At 71.1% G+C, this 20466-nt stretch carries 14 protein-coding genes and 1 pseudogene; 10 read left to right on the plus strand and 5 right to left on the minus strand.

What is annotated here, in order from left to right:
• Nucleotides 1–72: 72 nt before the first annotated feature.
• From ACFPLC_RS22075 to ACFPLC_RS22090, 4 genes are all read left to right on the plus strand, one after another.
• Nucleotides 73–3018 (plus strand): AfsR/SARP family transcriptional regulator, encoded by a 2946-nt coding sequence (locus ACFPLC_RS22075; RefSeq protein WP_378208014.1) that lies wholly within the window; start codon nucleotides 73–75, stop codon nucleotides 3016–3018.
• A gap of 90 nt (nucleotides 3019–3108) precedes the next feature.
• Nucleotides 3109–4053, plus strand: coding sequence for a pentapeptide repeat-containing protein (locus ACFPLC_RS22080; RefSeq protein ID WP_378208011.1), 945 nt, complete (start codon nucleotides 3109–3111; stop codon nucleotides 4051–4053).
• A gap of 87 nt (nucleotides 4054–4140) precedes the next feature.
• Nucleotides 4141–5355, plus strand: a complete 1215-nt coding sequence (locus ACFPLC_RS22085) for a hypothetical protein (protein WP_378208008.1) — start codon at nucleotides 4141–4143, stop codon at nucleotides 5353–5355.
• Nucleotides 5356–5567: 212 nt separating this feature from the next.
• Nucleotides 5568–6794: a glucuronyl hydrolase gene (locus ACFPLC_RS22090; RefSeq protein WP_378208005.1), complete on the plus strand. Its 1227-nt coding sequence runs from the start codon at nucleotides 5568–5570 to the stop codon at nucleotides 6792–6794.
• Nucleotides 6795–6837: 43 nt separating this feature from the next.
• On the opposite strand, the gene ACFPLC_RS22095 is transcribed toward ACFPLC_RS22090, so the two are convergent.
• The gene (locus ACFPLC_RS22095) at nucleotides 6838–7293 is read right to left on the minus strand and encodes a DUF4396 domain-containing protein (RefSeq protein WP_378208002.1); all 456 of its coding nucleotides are present in this window, start codon (nucleotides 7291–7293) and stop codon (nucleotides 6838–6840) included.
• A gap of 269 nt (nucleotides 7294–7562) precedes the next feature.
• Between ACFPLC_RS22095 and ACFPLC_RS22100 the strand changes: the two genes are divergently transcribed.
• The gene (locus ACFPLC_RS22100; RefSeq protein ID WP_378207999.1) at nucleotides 7563–8579 is read left to right on the plus strand and encodes an autoinducer 2 ABC transporter substrate-binding protein; all 1017 of its coding nucleotides are present in this window, start codon (nucleotides 7563–7565) and stop codon (nucleotides 8577–8579) included.
• A gap of 7 nt (nucleotides 8580–8586) precedes the next feature.
• On the opposite strand, the gene ACFPLC_RS22105 is transcribed toward ACFPLC_RS22100, so the two are convergent.
• Together ACFPLC_RS22105 and ACFPLC_RS22110 are read right to left on the minus strand one after the other, a co-directional pair.
• On the minus strand, nucleotides 8587–9888 hold the full coding sequence (locus ACFPLC_RS22105) for a DUF6923 family protein (protein WP_378207996.1): 1302 nt from the start codon (nucleotides 9886–9888) through the stop codon (nucleotides 8587–8589).
• On the minus strand, nucleotides 9885–10652 hold the full coding sequence (locus tag ACFPLC_RS22110; RefSeq protein ID WP_378207993.1) for a bestrophin-like domain: 768 nt from the start codon (nucleotides 10650–10652) through the stop codon (nucleotides 9885–9887). The genes ACFPLC_RS22105 and ACFPLC_RS22110 overlap by 4 nt, the downstream gene beginning before the upstream one ends.
• 467 nt (nucleotides 10653–11119) lie before the next feature.
• On the opposite strand from ACFPLC_RS22110, the gene ACFPLC_RS22115 reads away from it, so the two are divergent.
• The 3 genes from ACFPLC_RS22115 to ACFPLC_RS22125 are packed head-to-tail and all read left to right on the plus strand — an operon-like array spanning nucleotide 11120 to nucleotide 14948.
• Nucleotides 11120–12541: a family 2B encapsulin nanocompartment shell protein gene (locus tag ACFPLC_RS22115; protein ID WP_378235897.1), complete on the plus strand. Its 1422-nt coding sequence runs from the start codon at nucleotides 11120–11122 to the stop codon at nucleotides 12539–12541.
• Complete coding sequence (locus ACFPLC_RS22120) at nucleotides 12538–13926, plus strand: family 2B encapsulin nanocompartment shell protein (protein ID WP_378196459.1); 1389 nt, start codon at nucleotides 12538–12540, stop codon at nucleotides 13924–13926. Before ACFPLC_RS22115 ends, ACFPLC_RS22120 begins: the two co-directional genes overlap by 4 nt.
• Nucleotides 13926–14948 carry a family 2 encapsulin nanocompartment cargo protein polyprenyl transferase gene (locus tag ACFPLC_RS22125; protein WP_378235898.1) on the plus strand — a complete coding sequence of 341 codons (1023 nt, stop codon included), beginning with the start codon at nucleotides 13926–13928 and terminating at the stop codon, nucleotides 14946–14948. Before ACFPLC_RS22120 ends, ACFPLC_RS22125 begins: the two co-directional genes overlap by 1 nt.
• 74 nt (nucleotides 14949–15022) lie before the next feature.
• On the opposite strand, the pseudogene ACFPLC_RS22130 reads toward ACFPLC_RS22125, so the two are convergent.
• Nucleotides 15023–15595 (minus strand): annotated as a pseudogene (locus tag ACFPLC_RS22130) (glycoside hydrolase family 88 protein); the annotation flags it as partial.
• Between the two features lie 354 nt (nucleotides 15596–15949).
• Between ACFPLC_RS22130 and ACFPLC_RS22135 the strand changes: the two are divergent.
• Nucleotides 15950–17722 carry an alpha-L-fucosidase gene (locus ACFPLC_RS22135; RefSeq protein ID WP_378196452.1) on the plus strand — a complete coding sequence of 591 codons (1773 nt, stop codon included), beginning with the start codon at nucleotides 15950–15952 and terminating at the stop codon, nucleotides 17720–17722.
• A 40-nt stretch (nucleotides 17723–17762) separates the two neighbouring features.
• Here the strand turns inward: ACFPLC_RS22135 and ACFPLC_RS22140 are convergent, their stop codons facing one another.
• The gene (locus ACFPLC_RS22140) at nucleotides 17763–18986 is read right to left on the minus strand and encodes an amylo-alpha-1,6-glucosidase (RefSeq protein WP_378196449.1); all 1224 of its coding nucleotides are present in this window, start codon (nucleotides 18984–18986) and stop codon (nucleotides 17763–17765) included.
• Nucleotides 18987–19048: 62 nt separating this feature from the next.
• Between ACFPLC_RS22140 and ACFPLC_RS22145 the strand changes: the two genes are divergently transcribed.
• Entirely contained in the window at nucleotides 19049–20194 is a 1146-nt protein-coding gene (locus ACFPLC_RS22145; RefSeq protein ID WP_378196447.1) for an ROK family transcriptional regulator, read from the plus strand.
• Nucleotides 20195–20466: the final 272 nt, after the last annotated feature.

A 20466-nucleotide genomic window follows, 5' to 3' on the forward strand; every position in this document is an offset into this window, starting at 1 on the left:
AGCGCGCACGTGTGCGCACAGACACTCCGAATGGATCTAGCCGGTGCGCCCGGGCGGTCTTAGAGTCCGGCTATGGGGGAACTCATCGGGCAGGTTGAGACCACCTCGCTGACCATCCGCGTCCTCGGCCCGCTGGAGGTCACCGCCGCCGGGCGCGTGATCGCCCTCGGCGGGCCGAAGCCCCGGCTGCTGCTGGCCGCGCTGGCCCTGCAGCCGAACGTCGTCGTCTCGACCGACGTGCTGGTGGAAGTGCTGTGGCCGGAATCGGCGCCGCGGTCGGCCGCGGCGAACATCCGCACCTACGTGCATTCGCTGCGAAGACGGTTCGCCGAGATCGACCCCGGCCTTGGCGAGCGGATCAGCAGCCGGGCCTCCGGCTACCTGCTGACCGCGTCGCCGGACGAACTGGACCACCTCGCCTTCGCCGCCTTGGCCGGCGAAGCCCAGGAAGCGCTCGACGGCGGCAAAGCCGAAAGCGCCCTCAAACTCCTCGACAAGGCCGACGCCCTCTGGCGCGGCGAAGTCCTCGAAGGCCTGCCGCACGACCACAGCTGGGGCGCGACCGTCGCCCGCCTCGCCGAACTGCGGCTGTCGGTGCAGGAACAACGCCTCCGCGCGCGGATCGGCCTCGGCCGCTCCGGGGAGGCCATCGCCGAATTGCGCGGGCTGGTCACCGAGCACCCGCTGCGCGAAGAGCTCTGGGCGCAGTTGATCGTCGCCCTGCGCGCCGCGGGCCGGACCGGAGACGCGATCGAGGCGTACGAGTCGGCCGAGCGGGTCCTGCGCGAGGAACTCGACGCCGAACCGGGCGCCCGGCTGCGCGAGCTGCGCGCGACCCTGGTGCCGGAAAACGTTCTCCCGCCGCGCCTCGCCGACGTCGCCCCGGTCTGCCAGCTGCCACTGGACCTGCCGGACTTCACCGGCCGCGACACGCTGATCCGCGACGTCGTGACCCTGCTGCGGGAGCGCGCGGACGCCGGCACGCCCGCCGTGGTCGTGCTGTCGGGCGCACCCGGCGTCGGCAAGTCGGCGGTCGCCGTCCGGGTCGCGCACGCGGTCCGCGACGAGTTCCCCGACGGCCAGCTGCACGTGGACCTGGCCGGCACGTCGTCGTCGCCGCGGGCGCCGATGAGCGTGCTCGCCGAACTGCTGCGCACGCTGGGCATCCCGGACGCCGGCCTGCCGCGCGAGCTGGCCGAGCGGTCGGCGCTGCTGCGGTCGCGGCTGGCCGGGCGGCGGATGTGCGTCGTGCTCGACGACGCCGGCAGCGAGGCCCAGGTGCGGCCGCTGCTGCCCGGGGCGGGCGCGTGCGCGGTGCTGGTGACCAGCCGGATCCGGCTGCCCGGGCTGGCCGGCGCGAAGCCCGTGGACGTCGACCTGCTGCCCGAGGCCGAGGCCGCGCGGCTGCTGGAGGGCATCGTCGGTGCCGGTCGGGTGGCCGCCGAGCCGGAGAGCGCCGCGGCGATCCTGCGCCAGTGCGGGCACCTCCCGCTGGCGATCCGGGTGGCCGGCGCGAAGCTGACGCACCGGCCGGGCTGGACGCTGCGGCTGCTGGCCGACCGGCTGGGCGACGAACGCCGCAGGCTCGACGAGCTGCGCGTCGGCGACCTCGCCGTCCGCGCGAGCGTGACGCTGTCCTACGACCTGCTGCCGATGTCGGCGGCCACCGCCTTCCGCGGGCTCGGCCTGCTCGGACCGGTCCAGTTCCCGGCGTGGGCGGTCGCGGCCGTGCTGGGCCGCCGTGACGCCGAAGACGTCCTCGACGTGCTGGTCGACGGCCACCTCGTCGAGCTGGTCGGCTCGGATTCGGCCGGGCAGCCGCGCTACCGGCTGCACGACCTGCTGCGCGTGTACGCGGTGGAGCTCGCCGAGCGGAGTGACGCGGCGAAGACCCGGGCCGGTCTGCGGCGGGTGCTGGAGGGCTACCTGGGGCTCGCGCTCGAGGCGGCGCGCCGGATGCCGCTGCACTTCTTCGGGGCCTACTGCGACGACGAGCTTCCCCGCCCCGGCGTGCCCGAAGGCGTCCTGCCCGAAGACCCGGCCGAGTGGTTCGCCGCCGAGCGGCACACGACCGTCGCGGCGGTCTCGCTGGCCGCCCAGCACGGGTTCGACGACCTGGCCTGGCAGCTGGCTTCGGCGCTGACGCCGTACTTCGACCTGCGGGGCCCGCAGGACGACTGGCACAGCACCCATCTGGTCGCGCTGGCCGCGGCCCGCCGGGCCGGCTCGGCGCGGGCCGAGGCGATCGTCCAGCGCAACCTCGGGCAGTACCTGCTCTACCAGGACGAGTACGCCGAGGCGCGGGTGGCGTTCGAGGAGTCGAAGAAGCTGTTCGACGAGGTCGGTGACATCCAGGGCGTGGCGGTCGCGCTGACCGGGGTCTCGACGATCCTCCGCATCGAGGGCGAGGACGACCTGGCCCTCGACCACTGCCACGAGGCGCTGAAGCTGTTCGCGGAGGCCGACGACCCCAACGGCGAAGCGGTGGCCCGCCTCGGCGCGGGCGCGGTGTGGATGTCCCGAGGGTGTTACGCGGTGGCGAAGCGCTGGATCACCGACGCACTGGAGCTGTCGGCCTCGATCGGCGACCGCCACCGCGAAGCCCACGCGCTCAAGCGGCTGGGCCTGTTGTTCCAGCACCAGGGCAACCTGGCGGCGGCCCGCGAGCACGTCGACCGGGCGATCGCGATCTTCACCGACCTCGGCGACGACCACTGCGTGGGGTACGCGAACCAGAACCTCGGCGAGCTGTGCCTGCACAGCGGGGACTTCGCGCACGCGCAGCTGCTGCTGGTGAACTCGCTGGCGGTGCACCGCCGCAACGGCGACCGGCGGTCGGAGGCCGAGGTTTCGCAGCTGCTCGGGGAACTGCACCGGGCGCTTTCGCAGCCGGAGCGGTCGCGGGACTACTCGGAGCGGGCGCTGGCCATCTGGCGCGAGTTGTCGACGCGGCCGAAGGAGGAGCCCGGTGCCGCTCTCGGTGTGGGCCGCGGCGTCCACCCTGCCGCAGCCTCGTGAGTGGTAAGGCGGGTTAGAACCCGCCTTACCACTCACGAGCCGTGGGGTGAACCGCCCTTCCGGCGGGTCCGGGTGCCCTAGGATTCCGCCGTGACTTCGACGTCCCGGCGTGCGCGGACCGCCGGACTCTGGCCGATCGGAAGACACCTCGCCGCGGTGGTCTGCACCGGGCTCGGCGTGTTCGCGGTGGCGACCGTGCTCCTGTGGCTGGCGCTGGGTCTCCCGGCCGCGCCCGGCCCGGACACCAGGCTGAACGTCATCAAGGTCGCGTTGTCGGTCGTGGCGGGCGTCGGCGGAGTGGTGGCGCTCGTCGTCGCCTACCGCAAGCAGCGCATCGGCGAGGCGGCCGAAGCACGCGAGCACGTCAAGGTCCTGAACGAGCGCTTCGCCACCGCGTGCGCCCAGATCGGCCACGAAAAGCCGACCGTCCGGCTCGCCGGCGTGTACGCCGTGGCGAGCCTCGCCGACGAGTGGCCCGAGCAGCGCCAGGTGTGCATCGACGTGCTGTGCGCGTACCTGCGCATGCCGTACGAGCCCGCGCTGGATTCGCCGTGGTACCACGACGAAGAATCCGAAGTGCGCTTCTCGATCACGAGCGTGATCAGCGACCACCTCCGCCCGGGTGCGCCGGTCAGCTGGCAGGGCCACGAGTTCAACTTCCTCCGCGCCGTCCTCCGATCCGCGGACTTCGCGGACATCGAGGTGAGCAGCGGCCGGCTCCTGTTCAGCCTGGCCCGGTTCCGCCGCGGCTGGACATCGTTCGACGGAATGCGCGTCACCGGTGGCGAGGTCTGGTTCGGCGGCGCGCAGTTCGCCGACGGCGCCCGGGTCACCTTCGACAACGCCGAGTTCAGCAGCGGCCGCGTCCAGTTCGAAGGCGCCGCCTTCGAAGGCGGTGAAGTGACCTTCCGGGGCGCGAAGTTCAGCGGCGGCGAAGTCGACCTCTCGGAGGCCAGCACCGACGACTACACCGCCCCACCCGTGTTCGACGAGTGGGAGACCCCGCCACCGGGGCTCCTGCTGCCCGGCGCCTGACGCACAATCCGCTTGTACGGATCATGTACGCCGTCCCGTCAGTCTTTCGCCACCTTCGAAACAACAGGTGCGAGAGGAGAACCGGGGATGATCCGGATCATGAAAGCCGGCCGCGTGACCGCGGCGGTTCTGGCCGCCGGGGCGGTGACGGCTCTGGCCGGAACCCCCGCGCAGGCCGCGACCGGCACCGGCTGGACCGCCGACTTGTCCACAGTGGACAGCAATGACGTCAACGTCACCGGGGCGGGTGGCACGCTCACCCTGGCCGACGCCGCGTGGCATCGGACCGCCCGCGTGTTCGCCGGCAGCGAGGGCAGCCTCATCACCGACGGGCACGGGCTCGGCTCGCCGGCCAACCGCGTCAGCGCCGAACTGACCGCCGACACCCCCAAGGGCACCTCGGTCGACGTCGACGTCCGCGGCCGGACCGGGGCGGACGACTGGACCGAGTGGACCCCGGCCGGGACCACGCTGAAGAGCGCCGTGAACGAGGTGCAGGTGCGGATCAGCCTGCACAGCTCCGCCGACGGCGTGCGCCCGTCGGTCACGAGCGTCAAGCTGGACGCCGACAACGCCCCGCAGGTCAACGCCCTCACCGCCGGCACCGAACTGACCTACAAGGTCTACGGCACCCGCGAAGGCCTGCCCGGCGGGACCACCGCCAACGGCCACGTCATCACCAACCGCGACCACTTCGTCGCGCTGCCTTCCGGCAAGGCGCTGGCCCCCAAGGGCACCGGCAATTACTCCGTGCGCGTCTGCCGGACCGACGGCAGCAAGTGCGAATACGCGCCGGTGTGGGACGTCGGCCCGTGGAACGAGCAGGACGACTACTGGAACCCGTCGTCGGTGCGGACGAAGTTCAAGGACCTGCCGCAGGGCCAGCCGGAAGCGTATGCCGCGTACCACAACGGTTACAACGGCGGCAAGAGCGGCCTCGGCTACAAGGTGCAGAACCCGGCCGGCATCGACCTCGCCGACGGTGTCTTCTGGGACGGGCTCGGCATGTCGGACAACGGCAACGTGAACGTCACCTACCTGTGGACCGGCTCCGGTCCGACCGGTGTCGTGAGCACGGCGGGCGACCCGATGAACGTCCGGGCGAGCGCGAGCACGTCGGCCGCCATCAAGGGTCTCGCGGCGAACTACGCCAAGGTGAACATCGAGTGCTACGTCGAGGGTGACACCGTCACCGGCAAGTTCGGCACCGGCAACATCTGGGACCGGATCGGCCCCGGGCACTACGTGTCCGACACGTACCTGCAGACGGGTTCCGACCAGCCGGTCGCCCCGCACTGCTGAAAATCGTCGCGCGGCTGACTGCCCTCACCCCGCGACAACGGCGAAGGCCCGGTGTCCCCCGCCGGGCCTTCGCCCATTTCCCCGCCATTCCGCTCAGCGGCACACTTTTCACAAACGTGAACGGACTTCCGCCGGGTGTACAACGGCCCATCCGCCGTGCAAAAATTCCGGACACTCTCCTCCCCCCGAAAATCACGGAATGGCGGGTACCTGTGAGCGTTTCCCGGAGAACCCTGCTGACCACCGCGGCCGGTGCCGCGGTGGCGGTGGGCGCCAGCCCCACCACGGCCGCTTCGGCGGCTGCCCCTGACCAGGCCTCGGCCACCCGGACGCTCCGCCAAGCGGCCGATTACGCGGTGGCCAAGCTCCGCGCGGTGGCCCCCGGCGTCACCGCGTTCCCGGTCGGCACGAAGTTCGAGAAATGGACCTATTCGCAGAACGGCGACTGGGTCGGCGGATTCTGGCCCGGCCAGTTGTGGCTGGCCTGGCTGCACAGCGGCGAAGAACAATTCAAGACGCTCGCACTGGCCTCCGCGGAAAAACTCGCGCCGCGCCAGAACGACACGGGCACGCACGACCTCGGTTTCCTCTTCTACCCCTCGTGGGTGACCGCGTGGCGGCTCACCGGCGACGAGAAGTGGAAGGCGGGCGCGGTGCAGGCCGCGTCGTCGCTGATCAAGCGCTACAACCCGGCGGGCCGGTTCATCCGCGCCTGGGGTGCGCTGTCCGACCCGAACAACGCCGGCCGGGTCATCATGGACACGATGATGAACCTCGATCTGCTCGCTTTCGCCAGTGCGCAGACCCAGGATCCGCGCTACCTCGAAATCGCCGTCGCGCACGCGAAGACCGCCCAGCGGAACTTCCTGCGCCCCGACGGGTCGACGCCGCACGTGTTCGACTTCGACCCGGTCACCGGCGCGCCGATCGGCCCGAACACGGTGCAGGGCTACAGCCCGGCATCGTGCTGGTCGCGCGGGCAGGCCTGGGGCGTCTACGGGTTCACCACCATCCACCGGCGCACCGGGGACCCGGAGTTCCTGGCCACGGCCCGGCGGCTCGCGGACTTCGCGCTGTCGCGGCTGACCCCCGACCACGTGCCGGTGTGGGACTACCTGGCCCCGCAGGCGCCCGACGACGTCAAGGACGCCTCCGCGGGCGTGATCATGGCGTGCGGCCTGCTCGACCTCGCCGAGCTGACGCACCGCCCGCAGTACCGGGAGAGCGCGCTGCGGATCCTCACGGCGGTCTCGCGGACGTGCCTGACCACGAAGTCCACTCGGGCCGAGGCGAGCGTCGCGCGCTGCACGCGGAATCGCCCGGCCGAGGACGGCGTCGAGGTGTCACTCCCCTACGCCGACTACTACCTGCTGGAAGGCATCCTGCGGGTGCTCGACCGGCGCAAGGTGGACCGCGCGATCGACCTTTCCAGCGTGTAGCGGCGTCCGGGGAGGCCGCCACCTCCCCGGACGCGTGCTGTGTTCAGTGGTGGTGGTGCGCGTGCACCTTGGCGTGGCCGAGACCGCGCCCGATCATCCACTTGTTGACCGGCACCGTGACGACGAACGCGACCGCCAGCGAGAGCACCAGGGCCAGCCAGAACAGGACACTGGCCAGCCCGGCGTCCATCGCCCCGGGAATCGCCACGACCACGGTGTTGTCGATCAGCTCCATCACGGCGATCGACACGGTGTCCGCGGCCAGCGCGACCTTGAAGGCCGCCTGCAGGTTCATCCCCGACTTCAGCACGCCCCGCATGGTCAGGCCGTAGCCGAAGACGAAGGCCAGCGCGATCGACAGGACCACCGTCGCCGCGTTGTGCAGGTCGAACGCCGTGCCCAGCACCATGCCGAGCACCTCACCGATGGCACAGCCGGTCAGGCAGTGCAGAGTCGCCTGGATCGCCGTCGCCCACGAAGCCCCGTGCTGTTCGTTCATGCCGGTGACTATACCCCTGGGGGGTACTTAATGCACGTTCCGCGCGTCACAGTGGCCGACGGTCCGGCGCAGGCACAGACAGACGGACCGTAGTCACGCATCGTGATCAATTGGGGCCGACCAGGGGATATCTGCCGGAGCAGAACTCACTTCCGTAACCCTTTGCGCACATCCCGTTGACCACAGTTACCCGGGGCCCTACGTTCGCCCTTGGTCTCCACCATGCGCAGACCCATCGAACTGATCGAAATCCTGAGGAACGGGTGGGGATGCGAGCGCCGACGAAGACCTTCCGGCTGGTCGCGATGCTGCCGCTGGTGGCGGCCCTCGCGCTCGGAGGCTGCTCGGACCAGCTGGGCAACGCGCCGGCCGCGCCGCCGACCCGGATCGAGTTCGTGCCCAAGGTGCGCGGCATCCCGTACTTCGAGGCGATGGACAACGGGGGCCTCGAGGCGGCGAAACAACTGGGCGTCACCTGGCACTCGACCGGCCCGGCGACCGTCGACCCGGCCGCGCAGGTGACGATCCTGCGCGACCTGATCGCGAAGAAGGTCGACGTCATCGTGGTGGCCCCCAACGACCCGGCCGCGCTCGCGGGCGTGATCGCCGAGGCCAGGGCGAAGGGCATCCACGTGATCACCTCGGACACCGACGCGCCGGGCACGCAGCGCGAGGTGTTCGTCAACCAGGCCAGCGCCCAGGGCATCGGCACCGCGCTCGTGGACGCGCTGATGGCGAAGACCGGCGGCGCCGGCCAGTACGCGATCGTCTCCTGCGGCCCGGCCGCGGCGAACCTCAACTCGTGGATCGCCGTCCAGAAGGAGTACGCGGCCGCGCACTACCCGAAGGCCGAGCTCGTCGACACCGTGTACGCGGGCGAAGACGAGGCCGCCGCGACGGCCATCGCCAAGCAGCTCATGACCAGCCACCCCGGCCTGACCGGGCTGATCGGCGAGTGCACGACGTCCGCGCCGGGGGTCGCGAAGGCCGTCGGCGACGAGGAGAAGATCGGCCGGGTGTTCACCGTCGGCGTCGGGACGCCGCAGGCCATCAAGCCGTTCCTGCTCGACGGCTCGTGCTCGCAGTCGGTCCTGTGGAACGTCGAGTCGCTGGGCTACCTGACCGCGTGGACGGCGAAGCAGGTCGCCGACGGCAAGCCACTGGGCCCGGTCAACAAGGTGAGCCTGGAGCTGCCGGCGGTGAAGTACGACGCCGCCACCAAGACCGTCCTGCTGGGCGACCCCCTGCTCATCACCGCCGACAACGTCGACCAGTTCAAGTACTGACGCCGGCTCACCGGTGCCGGCGCACGTGGGCGACCGCGGCGCCCCCGCCGAGCACGAGCAGCAGTGCCGTCAGCCCCCAGCGGCGTTTCTCCTCGGTCCGCCGTGCGGTGTCCCGGACCACCGGCTCGGCCGGCTCCTCCGGACGCGCGCGCGGGGTCGGCGGCGGCGGGGGTGGCGGGGCCGAGGTGGACGGCGTGGGCGTGACCACCGGGGCCGGCGTGGGGGCCGGCACCGGGGTCGGCGGCACGACGACGGGCTGTTCCACCGGCGGTGGCGGCAGGGGTGACGGCTCCGGTGCCTGCGTGGCGGGCGGCACCTCGGTCCGGGACGGGGTCGACGGTGGTGGTGACGACTGCTCCGGGGGTGTGCTCGGCGGAGGTGACGACTGCTCCGGAGGTGTCGTCGGCGGGGGTGGGGGCGGGGGCGCGGGTGCCTCCGCGAGGCACCCGGCGGCGTCGCCGCTCACCAGCGGCGGCCCGGTCGCGACCTCGGTGGCCGGACCCGAGCCGTCGCGGGGCAGGCGGAACGTGACGCTGCGCTGCCCGTAGTGGTTGGCCGTGGCGTAGAGCACGCCGGAGGCCAGCACGACCGACCCGTACGCGCCGCCTTCGGGGAACCGCAGCCCCGGCACCACCGCGACCTTCCCGCTCGCCGGGTCGATGGTGACCACCGAACTGCCGCCGCGTGAAGTCGCGGAGACGCCGTAGAGCAGCCCGTCCGCCGGGTCGACGGCGAAGTCGTCGACGCCGACGGCGAGCGAAACCGGCCGCAGCGCGGTCCGGTGCACCACCCGCAGGTAGTCCGCGTCCCCCGGATCGATGTCCACTGTGTACAGATCACTGCCCTGCCGGACGTACCAGCGGTCGCCGTCGATCGCGCCCGCGGTGGCGCCGGTGACCGGGCTCCATACCGGGTGCGGCGTGCCGGCCCGGCCGATCACGCCCAGATCGGTGACCACGCCGGCGACGTCGATCCGCACCGCGTGCGCGCCGTGGTACCGGCCGGCGCGGGTGCCGTCGGCGACGCCGTAGACCACGCCCTGCGCGGCGGAGTAGCCCATCGCGTTGATCCAGTACCCGGCCTGGCTCACCCGCTGCGTGACCCCGCTGGGCAGGGAGAGCCGGCGCAGGGTCGTCGGCGCGCCAGTGCGTTCGTTCTCCGCCTGCAGGATCGTGCAGCCGCCCGGCGGCCGCGCCACCGCGAGGTGGGCCGCCGGGGGCGTGAGCCAGCCCGACGCCGCGAGCAGCGCCGAGACCGCCGCGGCCACGCCGAACGCCGCCGCCCAGCGGGTGGTCCGCGTGCCGGTCAAACCAGCCTGGCCAGCGCCGAGGTGAACGCCTCGGGGGGCACGCTCACCCCACCGCTGAACGGGCTCTGCAGCTGGTAGATCGCGAACAGCAGCAACGTGATCGTGCCGGCCAGGGTGGACACGATGATGACGTGCGCGGCCAGCCGCGTGCCGCCGAACAGGTTGGGCAGCAGGATCGCGGTGATCAGGCTGCCGAGGATGAGCGCGAACCAGACGACCGCGCCGACCCCGCCGGCGCCGGAGTGGCTCAGCCGCTGCTGCCGGGCCTGGTAGACCGACCAGAGCTGGTTGCTGGCCTCGGTCTTGCGGTCCAGCAGCCAGTCGTCGTCGGCCGGTGCTTCCGCCACCGCCAGGCGCATCTGGTCCAGCTGGGTCGCGCCGGTGGCCGGTACGTCGCTGCCCTCGGCCAGGCGCGGCCACTCCTGCTCCTGGACCGTGCGCGCGTACGCCGTGGCGAGCTGGTGGACGCGGTCCTTCGTCGCCTCCGGCAGCGCGTCGGCCGCCCAGGTGGCCGCGACCAGGCTGTCGGCCTCGGTCTGCGCGTTCTGGCTCACGGTGCTCACCGAGTCGTACAGCGAGATGAGGACGAAGGCGACCAGGACCGCGTGCAGCCCGCCGACGATGGTGAACACCTGGCCCGCCGCGTCGTTGTTGCCGGGCCTGCCCTCGTCGTCCCGGCCGAACCGGCGGACCAGGTAGGCGATCAGTCCGCCGACGCAGGCCGCACCGGCCACCCAGAGACCGCCGGCCACGAAGATGTTCATCCAGGTCCTTTCGCCCGCGGACTGCGGGAAGCGCGGCCCGGCATTCCACAACCGGGCACGCTCAAGTTAGTCACCCGTTTCCGGGCGGACAACAGAAAACACCGAATTCATCCGGGTGGCCGCACCGGCGGGCGAAAGACGCCGATTCGGCGCAGCCAAAGCGGGGTATCCGCCACCGCGTCGTACCGCTGGGCAACCGTGAACCGCGCTGTCGAGCAGGGTTTTTCACGACCGAGTGACGTCCGCGAACAGCCGGTGACCAGGCCCGTCGAACATCATCCGGGAATGATCAAGTACTGTGCCCGCCATTAACCCGGTGACCCGATCGTGTCATTGTGCGGCCGGACGCGGTTGCTATGTTGATTTCGCGGCGCCACGAAACCCGCATATCAGTGAATAGCAGGTCTGACCGGCGTGCCGGCTGGGGCGGGCACGTGCCGAACGCGAATGATTGGGTGGTCCTCGTTGTGACTGTCACCGACCCGGTGGGATCCGAGCAGGTGGAATCCGAGCTGGCGCCGTCGAGCCTGAGCCGGGCGGCGGCCCGGACCCTGGCCACGACGACCAAGTCCGTCCCGCAGATGCAGGGCATCTCCTCCCGCTGGCTGCTCAAGCTCCTGCCCTGGGTCGAAGTCTCCGGCGGTGCCTACCGCGTCAACCGCCGCCTCTCCTACGCCGTCGGCGACGGACGCGTCACCTTCACCACCACCGGCGCCCACGTCCGCGTCATCCCCCCGGAGCTGGGCGAACTGGCCCCCCTGCGCGGCTACGACGACGAAGACGTCCTCACCGAACTCGCCGACCGGTTCACCCAACGCGAATACGCCCCCGGCGACACCCTCGTCGAATTCGGCTCCCCCGCCGACGAAGTCTTCCTCCTCGCCCACGGCAAGATCACCAAAACCGGCACCGGCGCCTACGGCGACCAAGTCGTCCTCGGCACCCTCGCCGACGGCGACCACTTCGGCGAAACCACCCTCACCCAAAACGACGGCATCTGGGAATTCACCGCCAAAGCCGTCACCACCTGCACCGTCCTGTCCCTCCCCCGCGCCGCCTTCGACGACGTCCTCGCCCGCTCCGAAACCCTCCAAACCCACCTCACCGCCTACCGCGCCCGCGGCGCCGCCGCCAGCAACGACCACGGCGAAGCCGAAATCTCCCTCGCCTCCGGCCACGACGGCGAACCCGTCCTTCCCGGCACCTTCGTCGACTACGAAGCCCGCCCCCGCGAATACGAACTCTCCGTCGCCCAAACCGTGCTCCGCGTCCACTCCCGCGTCGCCGACCTCTACAACCAGCCCATGAACCAGATCGAACAACAACTCCGCCTCACCGTGGAAGCATTGCGGGAACGGCAGGAACACGAACTGGTCAACAACCCCGACTTCGGGCTCCTGCACAACGCCGACTTCGCCCAGCGCATCCCCACCCGCACCGGCCCACCCACCCCCGACGACCTCGATGCCCTGCTCACCCTCGTCTGGAAAGACCCCAGCTTCTTCCTCGCCCACCCCACCACCATCGCCGCCTTCGGCCGCGAATGCACCAAAGCCGGCATCTACCCTGCCAGCGTCGACCTCGCCGGCCACCAAGTCCCCTCCTGGCGCGGCATCCCCATCCTCCCCTGCAACAAAATCCCCGTCACCGAAACCCGCACCAGCTCCGTCCTGCTCATGCGCACCGGAGAACAAGCCCAAGGCGTCGTCGGACTCCACCAAACCGGACTCCCCGACGAATACCAACCCGGACTCAACGTCCGCTTCATGGGCATCAACGAACAAGCCATCATCTCCTACCTCGTCTCCGCCTACTACTCCGCCGCCGTCCTCGTCCCCGACGCCCTCGCCATCCTCGAAAGCGCCGAGATCGGCCGGGAAACGCCGTGACCGTCACCGAAGAGACCACCTCGGTCCAGCTGTCGCTCAGCGTCACCGCGGCGCGGACGCTGACCACGACCACCAAGACGCTGCCGCAGATGCGCGGCATCACCACCCGCTGGCTGCTCTCGCAGCTCCCGTGGGTGGAGGTCCCGGCAGGCAGCTACCGGGTCAACCGGCGGCTCACCTACACCCTCGGCGACGGCAAAGTTTCCTTCTACAACACCGGCGCCCGCGTTCAGGTGGTGCCCGCCGAGCTGACCGAACTCGCGCTGCTGCGCGGCTTCGGCGACGAAACGGCGTTGGGTGCGCTGGCGGAGGCGTTCGAGCAACGGGAATACGAGCCCGGCGACACCCTGTTCACCGCCGGCGCCCCGCGGGACACCCTGTTCCTCCTCGCGCACGGCAAGGTCACCCGCCACGGCACCGGACCCTACGGCGACGACCTGCGCCTCGGCGCCGTCACCGACGGCGACCACTTCGGTGAAGAGCTCCTCGGGCCCGAACCCGGCGTGTGGCCCTACACCGCCCGCGCGGCCACCCGCGTCATCGCGCTGGTGCTGCCCGCCGGCGTCTACGCGCGGCTCAACGGCCGGTCCGAAGCTCTGCGCACCCATGTCGCCGAAGCACTGTCTCGGCCGCGGAAACCGCAGAACGCCAAGGGAGAAGCCGCGATCGACCTGGCCGCCGGCCACGACGGCGAGCCCCTGCTGCCCGGCACCTACGTCGACTACGACCCCTCGCCGCGCGAGTACGACCTGGCCGTCGCCCAGACTTTGCTGCGGGTGCACAACCGGGTCGCCGATCTCTACAACCAGCCGATGAACCAGCTCGAGCAGCAGCTGCGGCTGACCGTGGAGGCGTTGCGGGAACGCCAGGAGCACGAACTGGTCAACAACACCGACTTCGGGCTGCTGCACAACGCCGACCTCAAGCAGCGGCTCACCACCCGCACCGGCCCGCCGACCCCGCTGGACCTGGACGACCTGCTCTGCCGGCGGCGCAAGACCCGCTTCTTCCTCGCCCACCCCCAGGCGATCGCGGCGTTCGGCCGGGAATGCACCGCCCGCCGGATCTACCCGGACACGACCGTGCTGGCCGGCAAGCGCGTCACCGCCTGGCGCGGGGTGCCGATCCTCCCCTGCGACAAGATCCCGATCAGCGCGACGGGGACCACGTCGATCCTGGCCATGCGCACCGGCGAAGACGACGCCGGCGTGATCGGCCTGCGCCCGAAGTCGCTGCCGGACGAGTACCAACCCGGGCTCAACGTCCGGTTCATGGGCTCCGACGACCGCGCGATCACCTCGTACCTGGTCAGCGCCTACCATTCCGCGGCCGTGCTCGTTCCCGACGCTCTGGGCGTGCTCGACGACGTGCAGATCGGCCACTGATGACCACGATGAGCACGAGAACCGCGGCGCGCCCGCTCGCCGGCGTCCTCGCGTGGAGCAAGGAGCTGGTCGACCCGGCGCTGCGGAGGGCCGCCGAGCGGCTGCCGGAGGTGATGCGGCGGATCGCCGGCTACCACTTCGGCTGGCAGGACGCCCTCGGGCGGCCGGCGGCCGCCGACGGCGGCAAGGCGCTGCGGCCCGCGTTGGTGCTGCTGTGCGCGGAAGCGGCGGGCGGCGACGCGGCCGACGCCGTGCCCGCCGCCGTCGCGGTCGAGCTGGTGCACAACTTCTCGTTGCTGCACGACGACGTCATGGACGGCGACACCACCCGGCGGCACCGCGCGACGGCGTGGACGGTGTTCGGCACCGGACCGGCGATCCTGGCCGGGGACGCGTTGCTGAGCCTGGCGTTCGAAGTGCTGGCCCCGAGCGGGGCGGCGCACGCGAAGGTGCTGTCGGCCGCGACACTGGCCCTGCTCGAGGGCCAGGCCGCGGACCTGGACTTCGAGCAACGCGACGACGTCACCCCCGGCGAGTGCGTCCGGATGGCGGAGGGCAAGACGGCGGCCCTGCTGGGCGCGGCCTGCACGCTCGGGGCGGCGACCGGACCGGACGGCACGGACGACCGCTTCGGCGCGTTCGGCCGCGCGGTGGGCCTGGCGTTCCAGCACGTCGACGACCTGCTCGGCATCTGGGGCGACCCGGCCGTCACCGGCAAACCCGTGTACTCGGACCTCCAGAACCGCAAGAAGTCCCTGCCGGTGGTGACGGCCCTGTGTTCCGGCACCCCGGCCGGCGCGGACCTCGCCGCGCTCTACGCCCGGAGCGAGCCCCTGGACGAGACCGAGCTGGCCCGCGCGGCTTCCCTCGTCGAGGCCGCGGGCGGCCGCCAGTGGAGCCAGGCCCAGGCGGACGCGTTGCTGGCCAAGGCCCTGCGCGACCTCACCGCCGCCGTCCCACCCTCCCGCGCCACCACCGAACTCGCCGCCCTCGCCCGCCTCATCACCACCCGCACCCACTGACCCCGTAACTCGCGTGATCAGAACGCCGACTCACGTGATTGGAGGGTCGACACACGTGATCAGGGGGTCGACACACCGTCGCCGAAAGCCGCGCCGTACAGGGCGAGGAACGGCTGGGCCATGTAGACGCCGTCGCCCCACAGCTGGCCGACCTTGCTCGTCGCGTGGAACATGCCGCCGTCGGACGTGCGGGGGTAGGACGGGAACCGCTTGCGCAGCTGGTCGGCCGCCGTCTTGTACTTCTTGCGGCCCGTTTCCGCGTACAGCAGCGGCAGCATCTGGCACGAGCGCATCGAGTCCAGGTTGGTGAAGCTGTTGGAAATCCCGCTGTCGGTGATGAACCGGTCGTACCACGCGATGATGTAGTCGAGGTACTTCTTCTCGCCGGTGCGCTTGTAGAACAGGTACTGGCCGTAGAGGTACAGGCCCAGCGTGTAGCCCCAGCCGCCGATCTTGTCCGGTGTGTAGCGCTTCATCGTCGAATCGATCACCGCGCGCGACCAGTCGGGCGGCGGTGCCGCGCCGCCGATCGGGGGCAGCTGGTCCGCTGCCCGCGCGAGGGGGCCCGCCGCGGTGAGCGCGCCCAGGGCGCCGAGCGTCCCGGCCAGGACCGCACGCCGGGTCGGGCGAAGGGGATGTTCGGACATGCGTCGTCCCTTTCCTGCGCTGGCCCCGCGACGCGGTGGAAGGGTGGCCGGGATGCCGATCCGCCGTCCGTCGGCATCCCGACCAGCTCTGGGGGGCGCGGCGTGCTGCCCGTGTCGCCGGAGCGATGGTCTGGGAGAGCGAAAGCGCTCTCGGGGAAAACATCTACTCGCATCTCGGAGGTGGAGTCAAGAGAGATCGGATCTCTTGCGTCATATATCAGATATTTAACCCGAACGGCGGCAGTAGAGATGTACCGGCCAGCGAAACTCGGCGGAAAGGTCGGATCTAAGCCTTGACCGCCCCTCCTCGCCAGGAGTACACCACCGAGTGGACCAGACCACTGGAGGTCGCTCATGGCAGACAGGTTCCTCCGCCGGGTGCTCGTCGCGTGCGCGGCGATGCTGACGGCGTCCGGGCTCATCGCCGCGCCGGCTTCGGCCGACCTGCAGAAGCCGTCACAGCAGTGGCTGCGCGACAGCCAGGCCGGGCTGTTCCTGCACTGGGGCATGCGCACGGCACCCGGCTACACCAGTTGCGGCGCCTGGGAAAAGGCGATCACCGACGGCGGGTGGAGTCCCGGCTACTGGGTCACCGAAGCCGAGAAGCTGCACGCGTCCTACCTCGTCCTCGCCTCCTTCCACAGCCGGCTCGGCTACTCGCGCGCCTGGCCGTCGAAGATCCCCGGCAGCTGCAGCACCAAGCGGGACTTCCTCGGCGAGCTGATCGCCGCCGCGAAAGCCCGCGGGCTCAAGGTCATCCTGTACATGACCAACGACGCCCAGTGGCACGACGAGGGTGGCCACGAGTGGCTCGACTCCGTCGGCTACTCGAAGTACAAGGGCAAGGAGGTCGACCTCGACAGCCAGGACGGCTTCGGCCAGTTCAGCTACGACAACTTCTTCGAGGTCATGAAGAACTACCCCGACCTCGGCGGCTTCTGGATCGACAACGACAACACCTACTGGGAGTCCCACGACCTGTACCGGCAGATCTACCAGCAGCGCCCGGACTACCTGCTGAGCAACAACAACGAAGACACGCCGATCATGGACACGATCAGCAACGAGCAGAAGACCGGCATGACGCCGTCGTACGACTACCCGCAGGCGACGTACACGGCGATGCCGCGGCTCACCGAAGCCTGCTTCAAGCTCCCCGACACCGGTTCGTGGTGGTACGGCGGGTCGAACCCGCCGGTGAACAAGATGCTCAACCTGGGCCGGCTCATCACGAACGCGGGCTCGTCGATCAAATCCCTGATGGCCGAAACGGCGATGGTGAACGGGAAGTTCCCGTCGAACCAGGAGGCGTTCAACAACTTCGCGAAAACCTACCTGGACGCGATTGGGGAGTCCCTCGGCGGCACCGAAGGCGCCGGGTACATGTACGGCGGCATGCAGCCGGGCTTCTGGAACGACGGCGCCCACGGCGTCATCACCATCAAGGGCGACACGCAGTACGTGCACGTCCTGACCAAGCCGTCGGGGAGCACGCTCAAGATCCGCGACAACGGCTACCGCGTCCGCCGCGTGACGAACCTGCGCACCGGCACGGCGATCGCATTCAGCCAGGGCGGCGGGAGCCTGACCCTGACCGGGCTCTCCGGCTGGGACAGCTACGACACGGTGTTCAAGGTCGAGACCGCCGGCCGCGCCGGAATCTACGACCCGAAGACCGTCACGCTCAAGGCGAGCGCGTCGGCGAGCGGACACAGTGGACAGTCCGCGAGCGACGGCGACTACCTCACCTGGTTCGACAACAACAAGACGCTCCCGGTCAACCTCGACTACGACCTGGGGACGGCGAAGAAGGTGCAGTACCTCGGGATCAACCAGCGGGAGGATTCGGTCAGCTACGCCCGGTCGGACACCGAGCAGTCGGCGCGGATCAAGGCGTACAAGGTGTTCGTGTCGGGTGACGGCAAGGACTGGGGCAGCGCGGTGAAGTCCGGGACGCTACCGAGCCACCGTGGCGTCCAGTTCGTCGACCTCTCCGCGGTGAACACCCGGTACGTCCGGCTCCAGGTGACGAGCACGTACGCCGCATCCAGCGACAGCTCGCGCTACAAGCGGCTGAGGATCGACGAGACCTGGTTCGGCTCGGACTACGCGACGGCGGCGGGCTGAACGGGTCGCCCGGCCGCCCCAGACGCGGCCGGGCGACCCGTCACTTCCCCTCGGACAGCAGATCCACGGTCAAGGCGGCCGTCCAGCTGAACGACCGGGCGCCGTGCCCGGCCCCGGTCAGCGGGTCGGCGTACTCGGCGAAGCCGGTCTGCGCGGCCGTCTCGACGAGGTCGTCGCGCAGCTGTGCGGCGAGGGCGAACTCACCGTGGTGCAGCAGGCCCTGCCGGACCAGCCAGCCGACGTTGGACCACGACGGCCCGCGCCAGTAGCGGGCCGGGTCGAAGCCGGGCGCGGTCAGGTCGTAGCTCGGGACGCCGTGCACCCGCCCGAGCCGGAACCGCGGGCCGGTCGCGGTCGTCAGCAGGGCCGGGGCGACCGCCAGGTCCGGCAGCATCAGCGGCAGCAGGCCCGCGCAGGTGTGCTCGCGGATCAGTGAGCCGGTGTGGACGTCTCGGGCGAAGAAGAAGCCGTCTTCCCACAGTGTTTCCTGCAACGCCTTTTCGACGCGGGCGGCGGCTTCGCGGTGCGCGCCGGACGGCAGGCCGAGCTCCTCCGCGATCTCGGCCAGGGCCAGCTCGGCGTCGGCCAGCAGGGCGTTGAAGCCGGGATCCTCCACGACGAAGTCCCCGAAGTCCCGGTAGCCGCTGTCCCGGTAGGCGGCGGCGAGCCGGACGTACCGGCCGTAGTCGTCGTCGCTCGGCCGGTCGCCGGGGTCGCCGTGCGCCAGGTCGCGGCGGACGAACCCGGTGGCGAGCGGGACGCGGGAAAGCGGCTGGTCCCACGCCGGGCTGTTGTCCATTCCGGACTCCCACGGGTGCACGATCGCGACCAGCCCGCGGCCGCCAGCGTCGCGGCCGGTCCGCAGGTGGTCGTGCCAGGCCACCAGCTTCGGGTACAGCGCGGCGAGGAACGCGTGGTCCGGCTCGGCCTCGTGCACCGCGAGCACGGCGCGGGCGTGCACGGGCGGCTGGACCAGGCCCGACGTCCGCCCGGCCCGCCAGAACGACGGGCCCGGGAAGTACGCCTCCGGCGGGGTCTGCGGGTCGAACACGATGTGCGGGACGCGGCCGTCGGGCCACTGCGCTTCGAACAGCGTCAGCAGCTCGCGCCGGGCGTGCCCGGGGGACAGGTGGCGCAGGCCGAGCGCGATGAAGGCGGAGTCCCAGCTCCACTGGTGCGGGTAGAGCGCCCGCGAGGGCACGGTGGACGCGCCGAGCCAGTTGCCCGCCAGGACAGCCGCGGCCCGCTCCCGTGTTACGTTCATATGTCCAATCTATCTCCGACTTGTGTCTTGTCAATGGACAAAAGTCTGAAGGGGGCCGCGGGATGACCACGCCGACCAGCGCCGGAGAGCTGCTGCAGCTGGTCCGGACCGGGCAGGCGAGCACGCGGAAGGCCCTCCAGGAGCGCAGCGGCCTGTCGCGCTCGACGCTGACCGCGCGGCTGGAGCAGCTCCAGGTGGCTGGCCTGCTGACCGAGGGTGGCCAGGAGGATTCGACCGGCGGCCGTCCGGCGCGGCAGCTGCGCTTCGACGAGCAGCACGCGGTCGTCCTCGCCGCGAGCATCGACACGACGCACGCCGAAGCGGCCATCACCGACCTGGGCGGGCGGGTCCTGGGCCGCCGGGCCGGTGCGCTGCGGGTCGCCGACGGCCCGGAACCGGTGCTCGACCGGATCGCGGAGTGGTTCGAGGAGCTGCGGGCCGAGGCGGGGCGGCCGGTGTGCGGCGTCGGCGTGTCGGTGCCGGGCCCGGTCGAGCCCGGCCGCGCGCGGGTCACGCAGCCGCCGATCATGCCGGGCTGGGACGGCTACCCCATCGACGGCCACCTCGGCGCCCGGTTCGGCGCCCCGGTGCTGGTGGACAACGACGCGAACCTGATGGCGCTGGGCGTGCACCGGGCCCGCTACCCGGATTCGGCGGCCCTGGTCGTGGTGAAGGTGTCCACCGGCATCGGCGCGGGCCTGGTCCTCGGCGGTGAGGTGTTCCGCGGGATCGACGGCGGTGCGGGCGACATCGGCCACATCCGGCTCCCGGGGCACTCCGACGCCCGCTGCCTGTGCGGTTCCCTCGGCTGCCTCGCGGCCGTCGCCGGCGGCGGTGCGCTGGCGGCGAGGTTGACCGAGCTGGGGCTGCCGACGGAGTCCGGCTCGGGCGTCCGCGACCGGATCGCGGCGGGGGACCCGCTCGCGGTGCGGCTCGCCGAAGTGGCCGGCCGCCAGGTGGGGGAGGTGCTCGCGACGCTGGTGTGCGTGGTCAACCCGGGCGTGGTGGTGATCGCCGGCGACCTCGCCGAGCCGCACTTCGTGGCGGGTGTGCGGGAGGTGCTGTACCGGCGGGCGCTGCCCAGGGCGACGCAGCACCTGCGCGTGGAAATCGGCGGCCGCGGCGAGGGAATGGCGGTGGCCGGCGCGGTGGCGATGGTCGTCGACACCGTGTTCGCTCCCGCCGAGGTGGACCGGTGCCTGGCGTGACGGCCGAAGTACCGCCACCGCCCGACTGTCCCGAGTGGACGGAGCAACCGACTTTAGTAGGTGGCGCACGCCCGTGGCGCGTGGTCCGCCGTACCGGCGCAAACCGGACCAATCGCGCATCGCGCCCTATTCCTCGCGTTTTCTCCGCGACAAATCGGATTTCCGTACCACGCTTCACGGTTCGCGAATTCCCGGTCAGATAACGGTTCCGCACGCACTTCCCCGCGAGCGGAACACCGGCTTAGTCTCACCCGGTGTTCCAAGGCCCATTT

This window comes from Amycolatopsis plumensis (genome assembly GCF_042652605.1).
Taxonomy (GTDB): Bacteria; Actinomycetota; Actinomycetes; order Mycobacteriales; family Pseudonocardiaceae; genus Amycolatopsis; species Amycolatopsis plumensis.

Bases quoted from the DNA above. Each gene is read 5' to 3' on its own strand.
- ACFPLC_RS22075 (WP_378208014.1), top strand. From the start codon at position 73: ATGGGGGAACTCATCGGGCAGGTTGAGACCACCTCGCTGACCATCCGC.
- ACFPLC_RS22085 (WP_378208008.1), top strand. From the start codon at position 4,141: ATGATCCGGATCATGAAAGCCGGCCGCGTGACCGCGGCGGTTCTGGCC.
- ACFPLC_RS22095 (WP_378208002.1), bottom strand. From the start codon at position 7,293: ATGAACGAACAGCACGGGGCTTCGTGGGCGACGGCGATCCAGGCGACT.
- ACFPLC_RS22100 (WP_378207999.1), top strand. From the start codon at position 7,563: ATGCGAGCGCCGACGAAGACCTTCCGGCTGGTCGCGATGCTGCCGCTG.
- ACFPLC_RS22110 (WP_378207993.1), bottom strand. From the start codon at position 10,652: ATGAACATCTTCGTGGCCGGCGGTCTCTGGGTGGCCGGTGCGGCCTGC.
- ACFPLC_RS22125 (WP_378235898.1), top strand. From the start codon at position 13,926: ATGACCACGATGAGCACGAGAACCGCGGCGCGCCCGCTCGCCGGCGTC.
- ACFPLC_RS22135 (WP_378196452.1), top strand. From the start codon at position 15,950: ATGGCAGACAGGTTCCTCCGCCGGGTGCTCGTCGCGTGCGCGGCGATG.
- ACFPLC_RS22140 (WP_378196449.1), bottom strand. From the start codon at position 18,986: ATGAACGTAACACGGGAGCGGGCCGCGGCTGTCCTGGCGGGCAACTGG.
- ACFPLC_RS22145 (WP_378196447.1), top strand. From the start codon at position 19,049: ATGACCACGCCGACCAGCGCCGGAGAGCTGCTGCAGCTGGTCCGGACC.